Source organism: Hymenobacter translucens (genome assembly GCF_020685205.1).
Lineage (GTDB): Bacteria > Bacteroidota > Bacteroidia > Cytophagales > Hymenobacteraceae > Hymenobacter > Hymenobacter translucens.
Genome location: NZ_JAJERB010000008.1, coordinates 98,760 through 114,804, shown reverse-complemented (window position 1 = coordinate 114,804; position 16,045 = coordinate 98,760). Strand labels below are relative to the sequence as shown.

At 61.7% G+C, this 16,045-nt stretch carries 14 protein-coding genes and 1 tRNA gene; 5 read left to right on the top strand and 10 right to left on the bottom strand.

The features are described from left to right. Positions 1–103 precede the first annotated feature (103 nt). Both LJY25_RS16895 and LJY25_RS16890 read left to right on the top strand, forming a co-directional pair. Positions 104–185: transfer RNA gene (locus LJY25_RS16895), tRNA-Leu, on the top strand. A gap of 112 nt (positions 186–297) precedes the next feature. After that, the gene (locus LJY25_RS16890; RefSeq protein ID WP_227609636.1) at positions 298–954 is read left to right on the top strand and encodes a phosphatase PAP2 family protein; all 657 of its coding nucleotides are present in this window, start codon (positions 298–300) and stop codon (positions 952–954) included. 181 nt (positions 955–1,135) lie between these two features. Here the strand turns inward: LJY25_RS16890 and LJY25_RS16885 are convergent, their stop codons facing one another. From LJY25_RS16885 to LJY25_RS16855, 7 genes are all read right to left on the bottom strand, one after another. Next, entirely contained in the window at positions 1,136–3,469 is a 2,334-nt protein-coding gene (locus LJY25_RS16885; RefSeq protein ID WP_227609635.1) for a GAF domain-containing protein, read from the bottom strand. Positions 3,470–3,591: 122 nt separating this feature from the next. Further along, the gene (locus LJY25_RS16880; RefSeq protein WP_227609634.1) at positions 3,592–4,158 is read right to left on the bottom strand and encodes a hypothetical protein; all 567 of its coding nucleotides are present in this window, start codon (positions 4,156–4,158) and stop codon (positions 3,592–3,594) included. A 154-nt stretch (positions 4,159–4,312) separates the two neighbouring features. Continuing rightward, positions 4,313–5,203, bottom strand: a complete 891-nt coding sequence (locus tag LJY25_RS16875) for a T9SS type A sorting domain-containing protein (RefSeq protein WP_227609633.1) — start codon at positions 5,201–5,203, stop codon at positions 4,313–4,315. A gap of 262 nt (positions 5,204–5,465) precedes the next feature. Continuing rightward, the gene (locus LJY25_RS16870; RefSeq protein WP_227609632.1) at positions 5,466–7,025 is read right to left on the bottom strand and encodes a M16 family metallopeptidase; all 1,560 of its coding nucleotides are present in this window, start codon (positions 7,023–7,025) and stop codon (positions 5,466–5,468) included. Between the two features lie 184 nt (positions 7,026–7,209). Continuing rightward, positions 7,210–8,595, bottom strand: coding sequence for a M16 family metallopeptidase (locus LJY25_RS16865; RefSeq protein WP_227609631.1), 1,386 nt, complete (start codon positions 8,593–8,595; stop codon positions 7,210–7,212). A 126-nt stretch (positions 8,596–8,721) separates the two neighbouring features. Then, positions 8,722–9,360, bottom strand: a complete 639-nt coding sequence (locus LJY25_RS16860; RefSeq protein ID WP_227609630.1) for a hypothetical protein — start codon at positions 9,358–9,360, stop codon at positions 8,722–8,724. A gap of 249 nt (positions 9,361–9,609) precedes the next feature. Further along, a complete protein-coding gene (locus tag LJY25_RS16855) occupies positions 9,610–11,049 on the bottom strand; it encodes a dicarboxylate/amino acid:cation symporter (RefSeq protein WP_227609629.1) in 1,440 nt (479 codons plus the stop codon). A gap of 225 nt (positions 11,050–11,274) precedes the next feature. Between LJY25_RS16855 and LJY25_RS16850 the strand changes: the two genes are divergently transcribed. Further along, on the top strand, positions 11,275–12,309 hold the full coding sequence (locus LJY25_RS16850) for a dipeptide epimerase (protein ID WP_227609628.1): 1,035 nt from the start codon (positions 11,275–11,277) through the stop codon (positions 12,307–12,309). A gap of 9 nt (positions 12,310–12,318) precedes the next feature. Here LJY25_RS16850 and LJY25_RS16845 read toward each other — a convergent pair whose 3' ends face one another. Then, complete coding sequence (locus LJY25_RS16845) at positions 12,319–12,897, bottom strand: DUF6799 domain-containing protein (protein ID WP_227609627.1); 579 nt, start codon at positions 12,895–12,897, stop codon at positions 12,319–12,321. A 151-nt stretch (positions 12,898–13,048) separates the two neighbouring features. On the opposite strand from LJY25_RS16845, the gene LJY25_RS16840 reads away from it, so the two are divergent. Further along, positions 13,049–13,498 carry a MarR family winged helix-turn-helix transcriptional regulator gene (locus LJY25_RS16840; protein WP_227609626.1) on the top strand — a complete coding sequence of 150 codons (450 nt, stop codon included), beginning with the start codon at positions 13,049–13,051 and terminating at the stop codon, positions 13,496–13,498. Positions 13,499–13,549: 51 nt separating this feature from the next. Next, the gene (locus LJY25_RS16835; protein WP_227609625.1) at positions 13,550–14,197 is read left to right on the top strand and encodes a YceI family protein; all 648 of its coding nucleotides are present in this window, start codon (positions 13,550–13,552) and stop codon (positions 14,195–14,197) included. A 75-nt stretch (positions 14,198–14,272) separates the two neighbouring features. On the opposite strand, the gene LJY25_RS16830 is transcribed toward LJY25_RS16835, so the two are convergent. Continuing rightward, positions 14,273–15,226, bottom strand: coding sequence for an energy transducer TonB (locus LJY25_RS16830; RefSeq protein ID WP_227609624.1), 954 nt, complete (start codon positions 15,224–15,226; stop codon positions 14,273–14,275). Between the two features lie 49 nt (positions 15,227–15,275). Then, on the bottom strand, positions 15,276–15,833 hold the full coding sequence (locus tag LJY25_RS16825; RefSeq protein ID WP_227609623.1) for a hypothetical protein: 558 nt from the start codon (positions 15,831–15,833) through the stop codon (positions 15,276–15,278). Positions 15,834–16,045 lie beyond the last annotated feature (212 nt).

Here is a 16,045-nt window from a genome sequence, read left to right as displayed (position 1 = left end):
CAAGTTTTTTCGGACGAAAGGTTGACAAAACCGGATTCCGCCCAGTATCTTTACATCGTCAAAAGACACCTCCGGTTGGGAGGCACGCTTTTGGCGCTAAGCTGCGCTTGTGGCGAAATTGGTAGACGCGCTGTCTTCAGGCGGCAGTTCCGCAAGGTGTGAGAGTTCGAGTCTCTCCGAGCGCACAACGATAAAGCTGGTCCTTCGGGGCCGGCTTTTTTGTTTTTACGGCTTTTCATACGCCGGGAGGCCAACGAAGCGGCGGCGCCTGCGTTTTTGCGGAAATGTATCTGCCGTATGAAAAGACTGCTACGCCTGCTTGAGTTGCTTACCGCGGAGGTAATCGTGCTCCTGGCCTTATTTGTGCTGGCCTTCACCACTTTTTTCTGGCTTACCCGCGTCGTGTTCGTGCAGCACTCCGATGCGCTCGACCTGGCCGCTTTTCAGCTGCTGGACGACCTCCGGGCCCGGGTGCCGGGCCTTACGCGCGTCGTGCTGGGCATTACCTTTTTCGGATCAGCGCCTTATTTCGTGGTGGTCGGCATCCTGCTGCCGGGGTTGATGGTTTGGCAGAAGCGGCGGCGCGAGGCCCTGGAGGTTTTTCTGGCCCTCACCGGCGCGGCCATTCTCAATGCTCTGCTCAAGTCCCACTTTCACCGCCTGCGCCCCGGCACGGCCCTTATCAAGCAGCTGGGCATGAGCTTTCCCAGCGGCCACGCCATGTTGGGAATGGCGCTCTACGGCTGCCTGGCCTGGCTGCTCTGGCGCCACGGCCGCCACCCGGTCTGGGCCGCGCTGCTGGTTGTTTTTGCCCTGCTCATCGGCCTCACCCGCATCTACCTGCACGTACACTACGCCACCGACGTGCTGGCGGGCTTTGCGGCCGGTCTGCTCTGGCTGATTCTGCTGCGGGTCGCGCTGCGGTTCTGGTGGCGCCGGAAGGACCAAGTCTAGTAGTCGCCGGGAGGGGATGTGGCCGGGCGGATGAGTGGGGAATGCAGACCGCGCAAACAGGTTGCAGGAAAGCAGAAGCCCCGGCGTGTGGGTACGTCGGGGCTTTTGCCTTTCAAAGCGTACGGCAAGGACAGGAGGCTGAGGTAATAGCCAGAGTGACAGTCAAAACATTCAAGCCGCATTACAGCTTCACTTTCACCCGCAGCGCCAGCAGGCCTTTCACGCCCTGCAGCTCTTCCAGCTCCAGTTCTTCCACGTCGGGCTCCAGCAGGTTGCGGTCCTGCAGGTAGTCGATGTAGTCCATGTACTCGGCGGCTTCGCGGGGCTGGGCGTACACCACGGCAATCAGGCCGGGCTGGGTGAGCCGCTCCCCGGTACCCTGCACGGTGGCTTTATCGATGCGCTTCTTGATGATTTCGTAGCGGATGTTGTAGGCGCCGTCCACGTCGAACTGCCGCTCGTCCTGCCGGAAGCGGATGCTCAGGGGCTGGCCGTGCACCAAGATCAGCTGGGTGGTTTCGAGCGGGACCGGCAGCTGGTCGCGGAGGGCAGCGGTGCGCCGCGTAATCTCCACCGTGGCCAGCAGCTGCCACAAACGCAGGTTTTTCAGAAAAACCAGGTCAAAGGGCTTGTTCTCGACCAGCGACGCGCCCACGTAGATGTTGTGCTCCACGCCGTCGGTCTTGAACCGCTGGTAGTAGTGCGGAAACATCTGCTGGGCTTTCTGCTCTTCCTCGTCCAGATAGTCGCTGACGGCGTCGTTGAGCGTGGTGACGCTCTGCTCGAACGCCCGGCGACGCTTGTAGAGGATGCCCAGCTCGGGGTCGATGTTCAACCAGTAGTTGGCAATGACCGGCCGCAGCTCGGGCGTGTTCTGGGCCAGGTACTCGAACATGGGCTCCACCTCGGTCTTGAGCGACTCAAAGATGCTGACTTCGTCGCCGGTCAGGATGCCCTGGCGCAGGCGGCGCAGGTTTTTGTTGACGTAGAACTTCAGCTCGTCCAGGATGGGCAGCTGCTGAAATTCCGACGCCTTTTTCAGCACCTTGTTCGCCAGACTCAGGTGCTCGATCAGGTCGCCTTGGATGGCGTCGTTGCGGGCCACGCTGGAGCCGCGGATGTCCGAGGAGCCATGCAGGGGGTACACGTCGTGAAACACGATGTCCTCCATTTCGGCGTTTTTGTTGCCCGACTCAACCTTCTCCAGCAGGTTCAGGGCCGCGTCGGTGAAGCGCCATTCCATGGTGGGATGAATGGCCGTGAACTTCTCCTTGATGATGGCCTGCACCCGGGTCTGGATTTCCTCGGCGTTGCGCTTCACGGCCACCGCAAACAAGGGTAGAAACTGGTCGACTTTATCGAGGCAGAACTCGTCGAGGTCGCCCACGTTGGGCGAGCCCAGCTCCAGCAAGCCCACCGTGTCGTCGCCGTAGGGCAGCAAAGCCAGGATGGCGCTGCGGATGCCAATGCCCAGAATCTGCTCGCGCAAATCCTCCGGGATGTCGGCCTTTTCGACGTCTTCCAGCACCAGCGGCTGACGGTCCTGCAGCAGGCGGGCGTAGATCTGCCGGAAGCCGCTGCCGGCGTCCTGGTTCTGCAGCTGCTTGGTCAGAAAGGAGTGGTTGATTTTGCGGCCGAAGTCGACAAAGGCCTTTTTCTTTTCGTCGTAGGCGGCAATGCCGAGCTGTAGCGACGGGCGCCCGAAGAGCACGCGCAGCTTTTCCTGAATCTGCTCCAGCCGGTCGGAGGCCTGCAGCACGTCGCGCTCCAGCAGGTCGTACTTCAGCTCCGACAAGATCTCCTGCTCGGTCACGTCGACCAGGTGCATGATCTGAAAGCCCTCCAGCTCGAAAAAGCGGGCCGGCAGCAGCTCCCGCCACAGCTCGGAGCGGTGCAGGTTGTGCTTGAGGTGCTCTACGTCTTCGGCCGTCAGCTTGGGCTTTTCGCCCACTACCCGCACGTCCAGGAAGGTGGAGTCGTAGCTCAGGCTGTAGTGGCGGTAAAGCCCGATGCTGTAGTCGGGCACGGTGAGGATGAAGGTGCCCTGCTCGGGCATCTTCACGTCGTAGATCTTTTCCAGAATCAGCAGCGAAGCCCGGTGGGCCAGGTAGCGGTCCAGGGTGCGGGCGTCGACGTTCAGGGGCTGCTTGATGATGTTGTTGGCGCCCAGGATAACTTCCTTAAACCGGGGCGTCTGGTAGAAGCTGTAGCGCTGGAAGGGCGACACGGCCCCGCTGATGTCGCGGTCGAAGGAGGCTGGCGGAAAGGCCGCCATCATCAGCGTGGCTACGACGTTGCTGCACTGATCACCGTCCATGACCTCCATCTCCGTAATGGGACCGCGTACGCAGGCCGACTGCGCTACTTGTTCGGCAATGGTTCGGGCCAGCGACGCTACGCCGGGGTTAGGGTCGTTTTCCCGGCTTTGCCAGTAGGCAATAAGGGGTTCCAGGCTGAGCGTAGTCTTGAAGGGGAAGCCCTGGGACGCGGGCCGGGCCGATGATGTTTTACTCATAATAGCGCTGCTGCAACCCGGAAAGGCAGAGGTCGGTCCGGGTAGCTTCTATACGGAACAGGGCGCTCTTTAGCCGGCCCGAAGCGGGCTTCGTTTCCAGGATTTTGGCGCCGACGCCGGGCTTAGCGGCTCAGGGTCACGTATACCGGCTGGTCTTCCCCGGCAGGATCGGTCAGATCGTAAGGCAGGGTGGTGGCTTGCCCGTTGATGGTGCTGGTCAGCGTCAGGGTTTTGCGGCGGTTGCGGTAGCAGGTGCAGCAGCCATTGCCCACCAGCTCGCCCTGCAGCTTTACGGCTTCGATGCGGTACCGGGCCCGGGCCTGGCTGAGTTGGAAGCTCTTGCCCAGGTACAGGTCGTAGGTGTAGGCGTCGAGCCGGTTGCCGGTCAGAAAAGGCTGGCCTACGTTAATGATAACGGGCTGGGCCGCCGCTGAGCGGGGCCGGATGATGCGCACCGAGTCGGGGCGGGACGCTGCACTGCCCGCTACCGGAATGGCGTAGCGCTTCAGGTACACGGTGTCCAGGTCGGCGGAAGAAAAGCCCCGGGTAGAGGTAGAATCGAGGTTGAAGCGAAAGAATAGGGCGTTGTCGTAGCCGTCCCCGCACTCGCAGCTCACGCTGCCGCAGCAGGCCGACAGCAGCAGGGTGGAAGCCAGAACCAGAAACCAGGAGAGCGGAAGACGTAGCATGCGCGGGTAAAGATAAACGGTAGGGCGGAGCCCGGCACGCTAAACGGCAGAGGCGCGGGCTTATTGGCCGCCGGGCCCGTCATCTGCGCGGGCATTGGCCACAAAAAAGCCCGCCGGGAGCCGGCGGGCTTTTCTGCGGGGTGGGTTCAGCCGCCTACTCTTTCACGAAACGCTTGGTTTCGGAGCCCGACTTCGAGGTGATTTTGTAGAAGTAGGTGCCGCGGGGCAGGTCGCCGAGCGGTGTATAAATCGTGTGGGTGCCTTTTTCCTGCTGCTCGTTCTGCAGCAAGGCCCGCAGGGTGTTGCCGCGGCTGTCGAGCAGCTCGATGGTTACCGGGCCGGCTTTCTTCACGGAATATTCCAGCTGGTTGGCGGCGCTGGCCGGGTTCGGAAATACGCTGCTGCCGTTGGCGTCAACTTCATCGGCTTTAACCGGGGCATTCGGGTCCATCAGCAGAAACCTGGCCGGGCGGAAGAAGCCGCCGCGCATGCCGCTGTGAGGCCGGCTCCCGTGGTGCCGCTGCTTGAGGTGCCGGGTCTGGCCCTGCTGCTCCGGGGTGCTGGTTTTGGCGACAATAGCCTGGATGTCGGCGGTCCACTTCGCTTTCTGGGGCTGTACCTCCCGGGTCAGCTGGCTGATGTTGGCTTCGTACTTGCGGGCCATTTGGGCCACGTTGAGCATAATGCCGCGGGCATCGGAGCGGAGCTGCTGGATCTGCTGCTGCTGCGCTTCGGTCAGGTTGGGGCGGCCGGTTTCCTTGCGGCCTTCGGGGCGGATGCTCTGGCGCAGGGCCTTGCCGCGCTGGTGCAGGTCCCGGAGCTGGGTACGGTAGGTGGCCAGCTGGGCCTTGTCGTCGGCGGAGAGCTGGGCTTCGAGCTTCTGGCGCTGATGCCGCACTACGGGCAGGATGTTCTGCTGGAAGTAGGCTTTCACCTCGGGCCGGCCGGGGTGGTTGCGGCGGCCGTCTTTGGCCTGGGCGGCCGTAACGCCCGCCAGCAGGACGAGCAGAAACACGGAAGCGGTTTTGAACAGATTGGCTTTCATATAGCGGATGATGTTAAGGGTGCTTTTTGCGGAAGACTTCCCATAGAGGGCCGGCCGGCCTGAACGTTTAACAAGGCACCCAAAAAAACCGCCTCCGGTCGGGGAGGCGGTTTTGGTTTGCGGAAAGCAGTCCGTTTACTTCCTGTCATCCTGAGCCTGCGAAAGACCTTATCTGGCGTGAACGATTAGCGTAGCAACGACTCGTTTCATCGTGATAAGGTTTTCGCTCTGCTCAGAATGACAATACCGGCAGTATTGGCTTTTACTTGAACGTATCCTTGGTGTCCACGATTTTCACGTCCGTCACGTTCAGCTTGTAATTGGCGACTTCGGCGTCCTCGGCTACCACGGCTTTGGGCAGCCCTTCACTTACCACCTTGGCGTAGCTCATGGGCGAAGGCGTGTTCTGGCGCAGCACGTCGGCCAGGGCCTGGGCCTCGCTGTCGTCGGTGATAATGGTCACGTACATGTTCTGGGTCTGCCAGTGCTTGCGGATGGCCTTGTTCACGTCGGCCAGGGTGAGCTTGGCCAGCTGACCGTCCAGCTCGCGCAGGTAGTCCTTGCGGCCGTAGAACTTTGAGTCGAGCAGAAAGCCGAGCTGCTTGGCGGGCGTGGTGCCGTAGAGCTTCACGTAGGAGCGCAGAAACGTGCGGGTGCGGTCGAAATCCTGCTGGCTCATGCCGTTCTTTACCATGTTGTCCATTTCCCGCACGGCGAGGCGCAGGGCAAACGGGGCATGACCTACGGTCAGGGAGCCCAGCTCGGTGGGGTACTGCTTGCGCAGGCCCTCGGCAATCTGCACCGGGCGCAGCCAGATGCTGGTGTAGTTGGCGTGGCGCGGGACGCCGGGCACGGGCAGCATGTTCGAGCCCCCGTTCTCATACCACTCGATGTAGCTGTAGTCGCCATAGTTCATCGAGCGGGTCGTGCGGATCTTGTCGTAAAGCGTGCCGTAGCTTTTGCGGTGCTCTCCCAGAAACGAGTTGGCGACCATCAGCGCGGCAAAATCGTCATTGGCGCGGGTGGTCTGGATCGGGAAGCCGGCAAACACCGCCGAGCCCAGGGCTTCGGGCTTGCTGATGATTTCCACCCGGATGCCTTTGGGCGCCGCCACCGTGGGCACGATGGCCTTCACGGTGCTTTTGGGCAGCTTGGCCAGGTCGGTCTGCAGCATCTTGGCAAAGGCAACGGGGTAGTTGCCGGCCAGTCCAATGGTCAGGTTGTCGTTGCCGAAAGCCGAGGTGTAGAACTTGCGCACGTCGGCCAAAGTGATGCTGCGCACTCCGGCGGCCGTGCCCCGGGTCATGTGCTGAAACCGCGTGCCGCGGAACAGCTGGTCTTCAAGGGCAAACTTGCTGTAGTCCTCGTCCGAGGAGGCCCGGATAACCTGCTCCACGTAGTTGAGCTGGTTGCTCTTGAGCCGGTCGAAGTCCTCCTGCGTGAACGAAGGCGTCAGCACCAGGCCCCGCAGCACGTTGTAGAACTTGTCGAGGTGGTCTTTGTGAAACTCGAACGTAAACGTGGTGACTTCCTTGTCGGTGAAAGCGTAGTAGCGGGCGGCAGTGGGGTAGAGCAGGTCCTTGAGCTGGGCTGAGGTCAGCTCCTTGGTGCCGCCTTCGGTGAGCAGCTGGGCAGTAAGGTAGGCCAGGCCTTCCTTGCCCACGGGGTCGGCCGAGGAGCCGTTGCGGAACTGCAGCTTCACGACCACTTTCGCGGAGTTCGGCTGGCGCAGCTCCACCACGTCGGCGGCCTGGGCGGAAAGAGCACCCACGGGGCCCAGCAGCGCCGCGGCCACCAGGAATCGGGAGAATAGATATTTCATGTAAAGAAGAAAGTCGAAGAGAGAAAGAACTGGGGTTTGGTTGCTGCTTGGCAGTTGTTCGTATCGTTCTGACAACTGACAACTGACAACTGACAACTGACAACTGACAACTGACAACTGACAACTGACTACTGACTACTGACTACTGACTACTGACTACTGACTACTGACTACTGACTACTGACTACTGCACGCCGCCGTTTGCGCCGGGCCCGATGGTGCCCACGGTGAGGTGCTCGGGCACGAAGTATTTCTTGGCCACGGCCTGAATGTCGGCCGGCGTTACCTGGTCGTAGAGCGCGTACATGCGGTTGAGGCTCTGCGGGTCGCCCGACAGCCAGATAAACTCGGCCAGGGCGTTGGCAATCTGGTCGGGGCTGTCGAGGCCCATCAGAAAGTCATACTTCAGCGCCGACTTGGTATCGGCCAGGCGCCTGGCGTCGATGGGCGCGTTTTTGATCTGGTCGATGGCCTTGGTAATCTGCTCTTTCACGTAGGGCAGGTCCTCGCCCTTTACCACCGAGGCGCGGATGGTCATCAGGTAGGGGTCGCGGGTGTAGTTGGGCGAGCCGCCTACAAAGCGCACCTTCTGCTCTTTCACCACCAGCTGCTGGTAGAGCGGGGAGTTGTCGGCAAACAGCATCGTGGTCAGGATGTCCAGCGCCGGCAGCTCCTTGTTTTGGTCGGTGAAGGCCGGGCCGCGGTAGCTCAAACTGAGCAGGGGGGGGAAGTTGGCATTCTGGATATGCACGTAACGCGGGCTGGTCTGCTCGGGCTCGGGCGTGATAGTGGGCTTGTAAGAGCCGCGCTTCCACTGGGCAAAGTACTGCTCGGCCAGCTTGTTGACCTGCTCGGCCTTCACGTCGCCCACCACCAGGAGCGTGGTGTACTCGGGCCGGTAGAACCGGTCGAAAAACGACAGGGAGTACTGGTACTGGTTGGGCATGTCCACCACGTCCTTGAAGAAGCCCATGGTGGTGTGCTCGTAGGTGTGCTTGTCGAAGGCAGCGTCGGCCACCTTTTCGTTGAGCTGGGTGTAGAGCGAAGCCGAGTTCTTGGTGTACTCGCCCTTCACGGCCCCGGCCTCGGCCTTGAAGTCGTGCTCAGGGTACTTGAGGTGCTGGAACCGGTCGGCTTCCACCTCAAACATCTTCTCCAGCATGGTAGCGTTGCCGGTCATGTGATACACGGTGCGGTCGAGGGAGGTATTCGCGTTGGCCGACGCGCCCAGGCTCTTGAGTACCTCGTTGTACTGGTCCTTGTTGTACTTCTCGGTGCCCCGGAACATCACGTGCTCAAAGAAGTGGGCAAAGCCGGTATGCCCGGGCTCCACCTCGTCGCGGGAGCCGGCCCGCACCACCAGGAAAAACGAGGCCAAGCCCGGCGAGTCAAACGGCACGGTTACCACGTTCAGGCCGTTGGCCAGCTGCTTTTGCTCGATGGCGTAGGGGAACACCGTTTTGGCGGCAGGCTTGGCGGCCGGTTTCGAAGCCGGGGCCTGCTGCGCGTAGGCCGCCGGCGCGGCCAGCAGGCCGGCAGCCAGGGCCAGGGCCGGAAAAAAATACTTCATGCGGAATGGGAAAAAGTGTGGGAGCAGGAAAGAGGCGGCCCCGCGGGGGCTTCGCGAAAGTAACAACGGCGGCTGCAAAGGTTGCAGCCGCCGTCGGGGAATGAGCGTGCTCAATTGGTAAAAGGGTTAGTTGCCCAGCTCGGCGCCCAGCTCGGCAATGGGCCCGCCGGCCACCAGCCGCTCGTTGAGGTACGGCGCATCGGCCACCAGCAGGGGGCGGATGTTGTCCAGGGCCATCTGTAAGGCCAGCATATCGGCCAGGCGCGGGGCTTTCTGCTGGGAGTAGCCGTAGTACATGGCCACCGGCACCGTCGACTCGCCCAACCCGGAGTAGACGCCTACCAGCTGCCCCTGTGAGTCGATAATCTCGACCTCGGCCCGCAGACTGGTGTGGTAGTACTCCAGCGGCACGCCCAGTATACTTGGGGTCATCAGGGTCATCAGCTGCAGGGCCTGGAAACCCCGGCCGGTGCGGCTCGTCTGGGCGTCCTTCAGGGTAAGGCGGGCGTAGCCATACAGGGAAGTGTCGGTCTGCAGCGTCACGTTCCGGATGATTTCCATCTGAAACTGCTTCTGCACGTCTTCCGGCAGCGCCCCGTCCCGGTCAGCCAGCAGGGGCGCCTCCACCGTCACCTGCAGGCCGGGCAGGCGGCTGCGCAGTCCGGCCGCCGGCACCTTAAACAAGTGGGGCTCGATTGATTTACAGGCGGGAAAAGTCAGGAGCAGGAACAGGCCTAGAATAGAAACGGGTAAAGTTCGGGCCATGCAGTAGGATAATCAGGTGAAAGCGAGGCAATCCAGGGTCGAAAGGAGGCCCCTCGCAAAAAAAAATAGGGCGGCGTCTAATATAGCGGGTTTGCGGAAGAATCCACCTGACGGGGCCTGACAACCGCCTAAACAACGCTATACTCCGGCAAACGCCCGAAAAAAACGGTTTGCCGGAGTATAGTGGTGTATATGAATATTTCCAGGCAACAGCCGCGTGGCCGCCGGACGCTTGAACAGTCAGCCGCGCTAATGCGCCGTCTGCGCCAGCGTGCTGTCGGCCTCGGCCAGGTCGTCCACGGGGTCGGGGGCCACGTAGTTATCGACAAACTCCCCTTCCCAGCGGGCAATGACGGCCGTGGCCAGGCAGTTGCCAATCACGTTTACAGCCGTGCGGGCCATGTCCATCAGCGCATCGATGCCGAGGATGATAAACACCGGCCAGGAAGGCAGGCTAAAGGAAGCCACGGTAGCCAGCAGAATCACCAGGGAGGCGCGGGGTACCCCGGCCACGCCCTTACTGGTCAGCATCAGGGTAAAGACCATCACCAGCTGCTGCCCGAAGCTCAGGTCGACGCCCGCCGCCTGGGCCACGAATACCGCCGCCAGCGACAGGTAGAGCGTGGTGCCGTCGAGGTTGAAGGAGTAGCCGGTGGGCATCACGAAGGCCACGATGCGGCGCGGTACGCCGATGCTTTCCATGGCTTCCATAGCCCGGGGCAGGGCGGCTTCGGAAGAGGTGGTGGCGAAGGCAATGCTGACGGGCTCGGCAATGGCCTGCACGAAGCGCTTGATCGGAATGCGGGCCAGAAGGGCAATGGGCAGCAGCACCACCAGCACAAACACAATGAGGGCGCCGTAAAGCGTGAGCAGCAGGTAAAGCGCGTTTTTCAGGGGCTCGAAGCCCATCTTACCCACCGTGTACGCCATGGCCCCGCCCACGCCGATGGGGGCAAAGAACATCACCACGTTGGTGAACTTAAACATCACCTCGCCCAGACTTTCGGTGAACTCCAGCATGGGCCGGCGGTGCCGGGTGTGGACCATAGCCAGGCCGATAGCGAAGATGATGGCAAACACGACCACCTGTAGCACCTGGCCTTCGGCGATGGACTTGGCTATGTTTTCGGGGAAGATGTGCAGGATAATGTCGGCCGCGCTCTGCTTGGGTGCTGCCGCAATAGTCTCGCCGATGGTGTCGCTGGCCTGGGCCGCGGCCAGCACGGCCGGGTCGAGGCGGCCGGCTTTGGTAAGGTTGATGGCCGCCAGTCCGATAAACAGGGCAAAGGTGGTGACCACCTCGAAGTACACCAGGGCCTTTACGCCCATCTTGCCCACCTGCTTGAGGTTGGCGTGGCCGGCAATGCCCACCACCAGCGTAGCAAATACCAGGGGCGCAATGATGGTTTTGACCAGCCGCAGGAAAATGTCGCTCAGGACTTTCAGCTTCTGGGCTACGGCCGGCATGTCGTTGCCCAGCTCGGCGCCTACAAACATGCTCACCACGATCCAGAAGGTGAGGGAGCGGCGCTGGGCGGCGTAGGCAGTCAGGGCGGCCAGGGCCAGCCAGCGGGCGGTGGTGGGCACGGCCGCGGGCAGAGCCACCACGTTATAGGCCTGCAGAACGGTTAAAACCAGGGCCACCAGGGCCAGCAGCAAAACCAGAGGAACGAGGCGGGAGAACTTCATGCAGAAAACGGCAAGGGGAGGGAACGGTGGGAAAACAGGCAAAGATAGGTTTTTGGGCTGCGTCCCGCGTTACCCCGGCCCGGGACGGCTGGTTTGCGGACGGATCATCACAAAAACTGCTTTTTTTACCTCATAATCCGCCAAAGTGGCGTTTGCCCGTTGGGGGTGCTACCTTCAGCCCAGCCGGGGCCGCCCCGGCTCTGTTTTCACCAAACCTGCCCACCCTTGAGTCTGCTCTGGTCCCTGGAAACGCGCGAACTGCCGCTGCGCTTCACCTGGAAAATCTCCCGCAATGCCTCCGACGTCAAAACCAACCTGCTGGTGCGGGTGGCCGCCGAGCAGGGCGGCCCGGTGGGGTGGGGGGAAGCCGCGCCCAACGTCCGCTACGGGGAAACGCCGGAAAGCCTGCGGGCGGCTTTTGCCGGGCTGCTGACGGCCGGGCTCCAATCGGTGACCACCCTGGGCGAGCTGGAAGAGCTGCTCGACGCGGCCGTGACGCCCCACGCCCTGCGCTTTGCGGTGGAGTCGGCCTTTGTGCACCGCGAAGCCCGGCGCAGAAGCCAATCGGTGGCACGGCTGCTGGGCATTCCGGAGCCGGCCGACGCGGCACCCACCGCCTTTACGCTGCCTATCATGGACCCAGGCTTGGTAGCCGCCTTTGTGAAGGAGCAGGGCATGGACCGGTTTCCGCTGCTCAAGATCAAGGTAAACGAGGAAGGAGGCCACGACCTGCTGCAGGAGCTGACCAGGCTGCTGCCCGGCCGGCCCCTGATTATCGACGGCAACGAGGCCTGGCACGATGCCGAGTCGCTGCTGCGCTTTCTGGAAAGTATTACGGCTATGCCGGGCCTGAAGGTGCGCCTGCTCGAGCAGCCCCTGCCCGCAACCTGCGCCGACGACTACCGCTATCTGCGGCCGTTGTCGCCCTACCCGGTGTTTGCTGATGAGTCCGTAACGGACGAGGCGGACTTTGCCGACATTGCCCGGCAGTTTCACGGCGTAAACATGAAGCTGATGAAGGCGGGCGGCTACCGCAACGGCGTGCGGCTGCTTCAGCAAACCCGCGCGCATGGCCTGCAGACGATGCTAGGCTGCATGGTGGAGACGTCGCTCGGCATCTGGTCGGCGCTGCAGGTGAGTGGCCTGGCCGAAGTGTGCGACCTGGACGGGTTTCTGGTGGTGCGCGACGAACCGTTCGGGCTGGTGCGCGAAGCAGGCGGCCTGCTCACGGCCCAGCCGGCCATTCCGGTGCTGCGGTAGCTCAGCCGGCTACTTCATCTGCAGAATCTGGGCGTCGAGGGTCTGAATCTGCTGGTCGAGCTGGCTGGTGTCGGGCGCCTTTTGGTTGCCGGTGCTCAGCAGGGAGATTTTCTGGTTCAGAAGCTGAATCTTCTGGGTCATAAGCGTGATTTTGCTGTTCATGTTATCCAGGCGGGCTTCCAGCTCGGTAAGATTCTTGGGGTTCTGCCGGTCCACGTACTGCTCGAACTGCGCGCCCGTGGGCACCGACTTGTCGCCCCGCGACTCGGCCGCGCTGCTGGGGGTGGCATATACCACGTCTCCCTGCATCGTGACGTAGTCGCCGTCTTTAAGGGTGATAATCTTGCCCCCGCTCAGCTCCACGATGCCGCTTTTGTAGTTGACTTTGGTGCCGTCGGCCAGGCGTACGTTCTGGGTGAGAGCCGTAAGCTGAGAGCCCCGGCGCAGTACCACCCGGCCGTCTTTCATCAGAAACTGGTCGGTGGAGTTGGCTTCCACCGCGCCGGCTGGTTTCGGCGCGGTTTTCGATTGGGCAGCGGCGGTGCCGAGCGTCAGGCTGAGCAGGAGGGCAAGGAGAAAACGATTCATGGCAGAGCGGGAATGGGTGATGAGGACGCATACGGTTTTTGCGCCTTCGTGGCCGTGAGAGGCGAATTCGTAATTATTTTTTGGAACGGAACGCGGATATTCGATGTATGTACATATATTTGCAACGGATTCCATGGTTAACTTGGCGGCTATGAAAATAGAGGACGAAATCAAACAGCCGGTCTTCAAGGATGAGTACCAGAAGGCCAGCATCAATATCGCCTACACGGCGGGGTGGTTGCAGCAGCGCCTTTCGGCCACCTTTCGGGAATATGGCATCACCCTGCCCCAGTTCAATATTCTACGGATTCTGCGCGGCCAGCACCCGAAGCCGGCCACGGTAAACCTGCTCATTGAGCGCATGCTCGACAAAACCAGCAATGCCTCCCGCATTGTCGACAAGCTCGAAGCCAAGCAGCTGGTGACGCGCACCGTCTGCCCCGGCAACCGCCGGGCCGTGGACATCCGCATCACCGAAGCCGGCCTCGACCTGCTCGGCCGCCTCGACCCGATAATCGGTGGGGAGCAGCACAGCCTGAAGAACTTAACCGAAGCGGAAGCCGCCCAGCTCAGCTACCTGCTCGATAAAATCCGCGACTGACGGTTTTCAGCCACCCTTACCTACGACACCCCTTCCTCTAGTTTACACCCCATGAAAAAGATTGCTCTGTCGGCCCTCGTAGCCGCCTCCCTGCTCGCTGCTCCCGCTTTCGCCCAGAAGCCCGCGGCCAAGAAAACCACCCCCGGTACCCAGCAAGCGGCCGGCACTTCCTACAAGGTACAGCCCCAGCTCAGCACCCTCGGCTGGCTGGCCAAGAAGGTGGGCGGCCAGCACAACGGCACCATTCAGTTCAAGGAAGGTGATGTAGTCGTGCGCGGCAACCAGATTGTAGGCGGCACGTTCATCGTCGACATGAACTCGCTGAAGGTAGTGGACATCACCGACGCCAGCATGAACGGCAAGCTGGCCGGCCACCTGCGCAACGACGACTTCTTCAGCGTGGAGAAGCACCCCACCGCCACGTTCAAAATCACCAGCCTGGCACCCATCAAAGGCGCCGGTGCCAACGACAACAACGTGAACGTAACCGGTGACCTGACCATCAAGGGCATCACCAAGCCGGTGACCTTCCCTGCCAAGGTTGGCGTGAAGAACGGCGTAGCTGCTGCCTCGGGCACGGCCATCGTCGACCGCACCAAGTACGACGTGAAGTACGGCTCGACCCTGTTTGGCGCCGCTGCCGACAAGGCCATTGACGACAACTTCACCCTGAGCTTTAACGTGATTGCCAAGCAGTAGTCTCGCGCTTTAGCAACGAAAAGACCCTTCAACGCAGGTTGAAGGGTCTTTTTTTGTGAACTTTCGGCGCGGCGGCTACTGCAGCCGGAAGGTGATGGGCAGCGAAAAAAGCGACTTGACTGGCTGGCCCTTGTAGGTGCGGGGCGCCCATTTGGCGTATCCGCTCAGGATACGCACTGCCTCCGCGTCGCAGGCCGGGTCGAGGTGCTGCAGGATGCGGATGTCGGAAATCGAGCTGTCCTCGTTCACCAGGAACTCCAGCAGCACCGAGCCCTCCACACCCCGGCGCAGCGACTCCTTGGGGTATTTAAGGTTTTTGACCAGAAACTCAGAAAACCGGCGGATTTCCTTGTCGTTCGGCTTGTTGTCAATCATGCTATAGCCCGGCACGAGCTTATCGGCGGCCGGAGCGGCAAACTGGGCCTGGTCGATGGGCGAGGCGGCTGGCGTCAGGGCCGTGGCCACCTGGCTTTCGGTTAGCCCCGCTTTCGTCCAGGTAGTGACCCGGCGCAGCGGAATACTTAGTGCGGTCGGATAGGTATCGGCGTACCAGCCGACGGTATCGGTAGCGGCCTTTGTAGCCAGCTGCCGGTATTTGGGATGCATCGAGCAGCGCACCGAGCCCCACGACGTTTCGGTTAGCACCACGTCGCACACGAATCCCAGCACCGTATCGGCGGCGGGCAGCACCGTACGCTTCCGAAAGGAGCCGTGCTGCCGCAGGTCGTCGTAAAAAACCCAGGGCAGGGTAGGGTGGAAGGTGTAGGCAAGCTGGTCCCGGGTCCGGAACAGGTTCCGGCTGCCGGATAAGCCATTCGTGGTTTCCAGGAGGTTCGGCCCCGAAATAAGCCAGGTTTGCTCGGTGCCCTGAAACATTGGGGCCTGGCGGTAGCGCTCCTGCAGGGCCGGGTCGGCGTACCTGTTTTTGGCGGAATACGTGAGGGTGCCGGCAAATCCGGCGGGCGCCTGGGCGTGGGCAACAGCCGTCAGTAGCACCGCCAGCAGCGCGCTAAAGCAAAAACGAAGCATTGAGGAAAAGGGTAGCGTTGTACGTTCTGCAAATATCGCACGGCGGAGCCTAATCGGGTAGCACCAGCTGGCGGGGCAGCTCAAACTTCAGGCTGCGGCTTTTGCTGCGGCTGTGGAGCTGGGTCAGGAAGTTGTCGAGCTCGGACTTGTACTCCAGCCAGAGGTCTTCGTGCAGGTTCTGCACCACCAGCTGGGTGGTACGGGCGGCCAGGCGGGCGGTGCCGGTGTAGAAGCTGGCCCAGGGCGCCTCAAACTGCCCGGTGTAGTTGTCGAAGATCAGGCGCAGGGTGTAAAGCATCAGGTCGATTTCCAGGCGCTTGTCCTTGGTGATGCGCCGGGCCCGGGCAATTTCCTTGACCGCCTTCTGCAACGCCTTGGTCAGGCTGCGGTTAAGCAAACGCCCGGTTACGGCCACGTTGAACAGCTCATGAATCCGGTCCGAGGTTTCGGCGTAGACCTGCTCCACCGTCACGTCGGGCAGCAGCTCAAACACCAGCGTCTCGTACAGCTCGGCGTCGCGGCGCACGGCCCGCAGCAGCAGGGTTTCCTTTTCCTTGTCGGACAGGCGCTTCAGGGCCTTCTTGAAGTCAGTGGACGGAACGGGCATTCAGGGGCAGGGTGAAAGTGGGAGAAACAGCAGGCAAACCAGCGCGCCGACGGCCGTCGCAGCCCAACAAATTTACACCGGTGCGCTTTAACGGAACAGGGCAGCGCTACGGCTGGTCAAGCCGGTCGTTTCTGAGCCCCGGCGCCAGGGGAAGAACCGCCGCTGCCGGCTGAATAAGGCCCGCAAGGGTAGGGAAGTAATGGGCTTCTGGT